Annotated in this window: 5 protein-coding genes; 4 read left to right on the top strand and 1 reads right to left on the bottom strand. The window is 63.7% G+C overall.

The features are described 5' to 3' along the window. From M3P27_02310 to M3P27_02295, 4 genes are all read left to right on the top strand, one after another. Positions 1-529: FtsX-like permease family protein (locus tag M3P27_02310; GenBank protein MDP9267144.1), on the top strand; the 529-nt coding region annotated here is incomplete at its 5' end. Positions 530-538: 9 nt separating this feature from the next. After that, the gene (locus M3P27_02305; protein MDP9267143.1) at positions 539-1,780 is read left to right on the top strand and encodes an ABC transporter permease; all 1,242 of its coding nucleotides are present in this window, start codon (positions 539-541) and stop codon (positions 1,778-1,780) included. A gap of 50 nt (positions 1,781-1,830) precedes the next feature. Further along, entirely contained in the window at positions 1,831-2,127 is a 297-nt protein-coding gene (locus M3P27_02300; GenBank protein ID MDP9267142.1) for a hypothetical protein, read from the top strand. Continuing rightward, a complete protein-coding gene (locus M3P27_02295) occupies positions 2,108-3,241 on the top strand; it encodes an SAM-dependent methyltransferase (protein MDP9267141.1) in 1,134 nt (377 codons plus the stop codon). The genes M3P27_02300 and M3P27_02295 overlap by 20 nt, the downstream gene beginning before the upstream one ends. Positions 3,242-3,300: 59 nt before the next feature. Here M3P27_02295 and M3P27_02290 read toward each other — a convergent pair. Then, positions 3,301-4,759, bottom strand: a 1,459-nt coding sequence (locus M3P27_02290) for a tetratricopeptide repeat protein (protein MDP9267140.1), incomplete at its 5' end; no start/stop codon positions are given.

The following is a 4,759-nucleotide window of genomic DNA, read 5'->3' as shown; positions in this document are numbered from 1 at the left end:
CCACCAGCTCGCGCGCGATGAAGCGCGCGCGGTGGTCGCGAAGAACCACAGCTTCGACCCCAAGAATGAAGACGCCTTCGAAGACTGGGACACGGTCAAGAGCCAGGAGATGGTGGGCAAGATCTTTGACGCGATGAATATGTTCCTGGGCAGTGTGGGGCTGGTCACGCTGGCGCTGGGCGCCATCGGCATCATCAACATCATGCTGGTGTCGGTGGCCGAGCGGACCAAAGAGATCGGATTACGCAAGGCGTTGGGCGCCACCAATCGCAACATCCTCACGCAATTCCTGCTCGAGGGCGTGATCCTCACCATCATCTCCGGTGGCCTGGGGATGGGCGCGGCCTGGGGGATCATGGCGGCGTTGCACCTGCTGCCCTCGCCTCCGGGCTTCGATCCGCCCACGCTGGTGGCGTCGAGCGCGATGCTGGCGATCGGATCGCTGTCGCTGGCCGGGATCGTGGCCGGCGTCTATCCCGCGCGCAAAGCCGCCGCGCTGCAACCGGTGGAAGCGCTGAGGAAGGAATAACCTTACCCAATGTTCCGTGACCTGCTCCAGGAAGCCTACGGCGCCATGCAGCACGACCGTCGCCGCGCCGCCCTCACCATGCTCGGCATGGCGTGGGGCATCGCGACCGTGATCCTGCTGCTCGCCTATGGCGCGGGATTCGGCGTGGCCATCACCAATATCTTCGAGTCGTTCGGCACCAAGGTGATCGGCGTGTTTCCGGGACGCACTTCGCTGCAAGCCGGCGGCGCTAAGGCAGGCGTTCAGGTTCGCTTTCAGTATGAAGACATCGATCGGCTGGTGAACTCGGTGCCGATGATCCGCCACATCTCGCCCGACGTAGGCAAGACGACGACCGTGGCTGTGGATAATCGCAGCTACCAGCTATATGTAGACGGCGTGAGCACCGGCATGCAGGGCATCCGCAAGCTGCATCCCGAGGCGGGCCGCTTCTTCAACGACGAAGACTACATGCAGCGCGCGCGCGTCGCCGTGATCGGCTCGGAAGCCAAGACAAAATTGTTTTCCGGCCGCTACGCGCTGGGCGAGTACATCCGCGTGAACGGCATCAGCTTCCAGGTGATCGGCGTGCTCGAGGCCAAGATGCAAGAGGGCGACGACAACATCAACCGCATCATCTATATCCCGTTCACCACCATGAGCGACATCAAGAACACGCAGTATCTCGACGGCATCTGGGTGGATTATGAGGGCCTGGATTACGAAAAAGCCGAGCGCATGGTGCGCGGCACGCTGGGGCAGGCGCACAACTTCCGGGCGGACGACCGGCGCGCCATCTTCGTATTCAACTCGCTCGAGCGGCTTTCGCAGTTCCGCATCATCACCATGGGATTGAAGATCCTGCTGGCGTTCATCGGGACACTCACGCTCGGCATCGGCGGTGTGGGCCTGATGAACATCATGCTCGTCTCGGTGCAGCAGCGCACGCGCGAGATCGGCACGCTGAAAGCGCTGGGCGCGCGGCGGCGGTCCATCCTGCTGCAGTTCCTCGCGGAAGCGCTTACCATCAGCTTCGCCGGCGGCCTCGCCGGGATCGTGTTCGCATTCATCGTCTCGCTCTCCATCGGCAGGCTGACGCTTTATAGCGCGCTGGCGAAGAATGCTGAGGCGGGGGATATCCGCTTGACCATCGATCCGATGAACCTGCTGGTGGCGACCGGGATCCTCATCGTCGTGGGCATCGTCAGCGGGATGCTGCCCGCCATCAAGGCCGCGCGCTTGAGTCCCATCGAAGCCTTGCGCTACGAGTAACGCGCCTCATTACACGCACCGCAACACACGCAACCCATTACAATCGCAACGTGACCCGCGTGGAACGCGTCCGTGAACAGTTGCGCCTGTACGAGCATCCCCTGCTCGATTTCTCCGCCGAGCCTTCCGGGGAGGGCGTGGAGCTGCTCATCACTTTCAAAGAACCGGCTGTCAAAGTGCACACCTATTCGGCGACCCTGCATCCGCGCGACCTCGACCATCCCAACTTCGAGTGGGTCTTTCAGCGCATGCTCTACGACTGCCTGCACGATTATTTCGTCGAGATGTTCATCCGCACCCCCCAGGACCAGAAGGAGCGGCAGCGCCGTGAGCGCACCGGCGACTAGCGTGGCCAGCCTGCGCGAGATCATCAGCGAAGAGATCCGCCGGAATGGGCCGCTGCCGTTCGCGCGCTACATGGAACTCTGCCTCTATCACGGCGACCTTGGCTACTACGCGCGCGCGCAGGAGAAGTTCGGCAAGGCGGGAGATTTCTACACCTCGAGCGACGTCCACGCCGTCTTCGGACGGCTGCTGGCACGGCAGTTCGAAGAGATGTGGCGCGCCCTCGGTGAGCCCGCGCGCCTGGAGTTGATCGAACTGGGACCGGGACGCGGACTGTTCGCGCGCGATGTGCTCGACTGGTCGGCGAAGAAGTTCCCCAGATTCTTCGCCGCGCTGCACTACGTGCTGGTCGAGCGCTCGCCGGCTTTGCGGCAGCGGCTCTTCGAGACGCTGCGCGACCACGTGAACCATGGCAAGGCCGAAGTCGCGGAGACGTTAACAACCGGCCGCGAGCATGCCATTGTCTTTGCCAACGAGTTCTTCGACGCGCTGCCCGTGGAGCTGGTCGCGCACGAAGGCGTGGTGCGCGTGGGCGAAGCAGAGGGGAGGTTCGTGGAGACGTTCGTCCACCCCAGCGACGACGTCTTCGACTATCTCGACCGTTACAGTGTGCGTCCACAGGCCGGGGAGCGGGTTGAAGTATCGCTCGAAGGGTTGCGCCATACCGCGCAGATAGCGCAGGCGATGAAGCATGGCTTTGTGGTGGTGATCGACTACGGTTACACGCGCCACGAGCAGGTCGCGGGACGCCATCTCGACACGCTGGCCTGCTACCGCCAGCACACCATGAGCGGCGATCCTTATGCGGCGCCCGGCGAACAGGACATCACCGCGCACGTGAACTTCAGTGCGCTCGAAGCCGCGGGCGAGCAGGCGGGGTTCGCGCGGTTGGGCCTGGTGACGCAGTCACAGTTCCTGCTCGGCATCGGGGAAGAGACGCAGTTTGGCGACGCCTTCGAGGGCTGCACCGTCCCGCAGGAACATGCCAAGGTCGCGCTCCAGCTGAAGCATCTGGTCACGCCGGCGGGGATGGGCGAGACCTTCCACGTGCTGGTGCTGGCGAAGGGCGTGGAAGCGGGGAAGTTGAGCGGGCTGGGGTTTGCGCGGCGACCGTGATCTTCCCGTAGGCGATAAGGAAGGGCCGGCATAAATCGCCGGCCATAAAGGCTGGAAGGTCAGTTGCCGTTGCGATCGGGGTTCTGCGAGTACGGCGCCTGCAAGTAGCGGCGCGCCTCGTCGAGCGCGCCCTGGGTGTTGTCGTTGGTCTGCAGGGCCTGGCGATATTCGTTGGTGGCGCGCTCGCGCTGTCCGGTGACGTCGAAGATCTTGCCCAGCTGGATGTGGCTCCAGACTTCCGTCCAGCGCGGGTCGCCATCGCCGTTGAGCGATTCGCGATACTCGTTCGCCGCGGACTGATAATTCTTTTGCAGGAAGAAGACTTCGGCGATGCGGTAGTGTGCGAGCGAGCTGTTCTTGTTGGCATCGAGCGCTTTCTGGAACTCCTTGAGCGCCTCGGTAAGATCGCCTTCGCGGACCAGCTGCTGTCCGCGCAGGATGGAGGCGCGCACGCGCAGCTCGGGAGAATTCTTCAGCACGCGGCTATAGGGATCGAGCGTGATGCGCCGCGGCTTGCCGAAAGTCTCGACGGCGTACGCTGACTGCGTGCCCGCAACCTGGATGCGCTTCATCTCCGTCTTGCCGTCAGTGTCCACGCGCAACTCGAGCGGCATGGAGAACAGGTCGAGGTCTTGCGAGATCTGTCCGGTGACGCGGAAGCCTTTGTTATTCCCCAGGCGATAGATGGTGTACTTGTTCTTGAATTCGGGCGCGCCGGTGGAATCGAGCCATTGGGTGAAGAAGGCGGTGAGCCTCTGGCCCGACGTGGCTTCGGCCACTTTTTGGAACTCGCGCGCGCTCGCGGGCTTGCCGGCGTACTGCATGGCGAAGGTGCGCATGGTGCGGTCGAACACGGCGTCGCTCAACACCCAGCGCAACATGTGCAGGATCATCCCACCTTTGTCGGTGACCAGTGACTGGAACTCGGGCGAGAAGGTGTCCAGCTTCGAAGCCTGCGCCAGCGGCACGGTGTCATACGCGAGCGCGCCCACGGCCATATCTTTAGCGGCCTCCTCGAGGCCGGTCTGTCCGGAAGCGAACTCCACGTAACGCATCTCGGAGTAGCGCGAGAAACCATCGGCGAGCCACGTGTCCGCTTTCGACGCGGGGCTGACCGAGACGCCCCACCACTGGTGCGCGATCACGTTCGCGAGCAGGCGATAGTTCGTCTTCGGACTGACGGCGTTGCCGGTGATGGCCGCGATCTCGGGCGCCCACGCGGAGGGAACGGTGTCGGTGGGCAACTCCACCAGGTTCAGCGTGCGCGACGGCGCGGGGCCGTAGAGCGAGGCAAAATATTCGATCTCGCGAGCGGCCGTGTCGGCGTATGCCGGCCCTTCGGCTTTGTGTTCCGGCCGGAAAAAGACGTTCACCGTCATGCCGCCGGAGACGCCTTTGAACTCGTGGTACGTGCCGGCGAGGATGGTGCCGGGGAAGCTGGGCTTGTCCCAAACGAACGTGTGGGTCACTTTGCCGGCGCCGGTGGCCTTGGGACCGGCGGGCGCGGCGGCGCGCGAT

The sequence above is a fragment of the Acidobacteriota bacterium genome, from assembly GCA_030774055.1.
Classification (GTDB): Bacteria; Acidobacteriota; Terriglobia; order Terriglobales; family Acidobacteriaceae; genus JACPNR01.
Note: the sequence above shows the minus strand (reverse complement) of the source record. Positions and strands in the feature narration are given on the sequence as shown.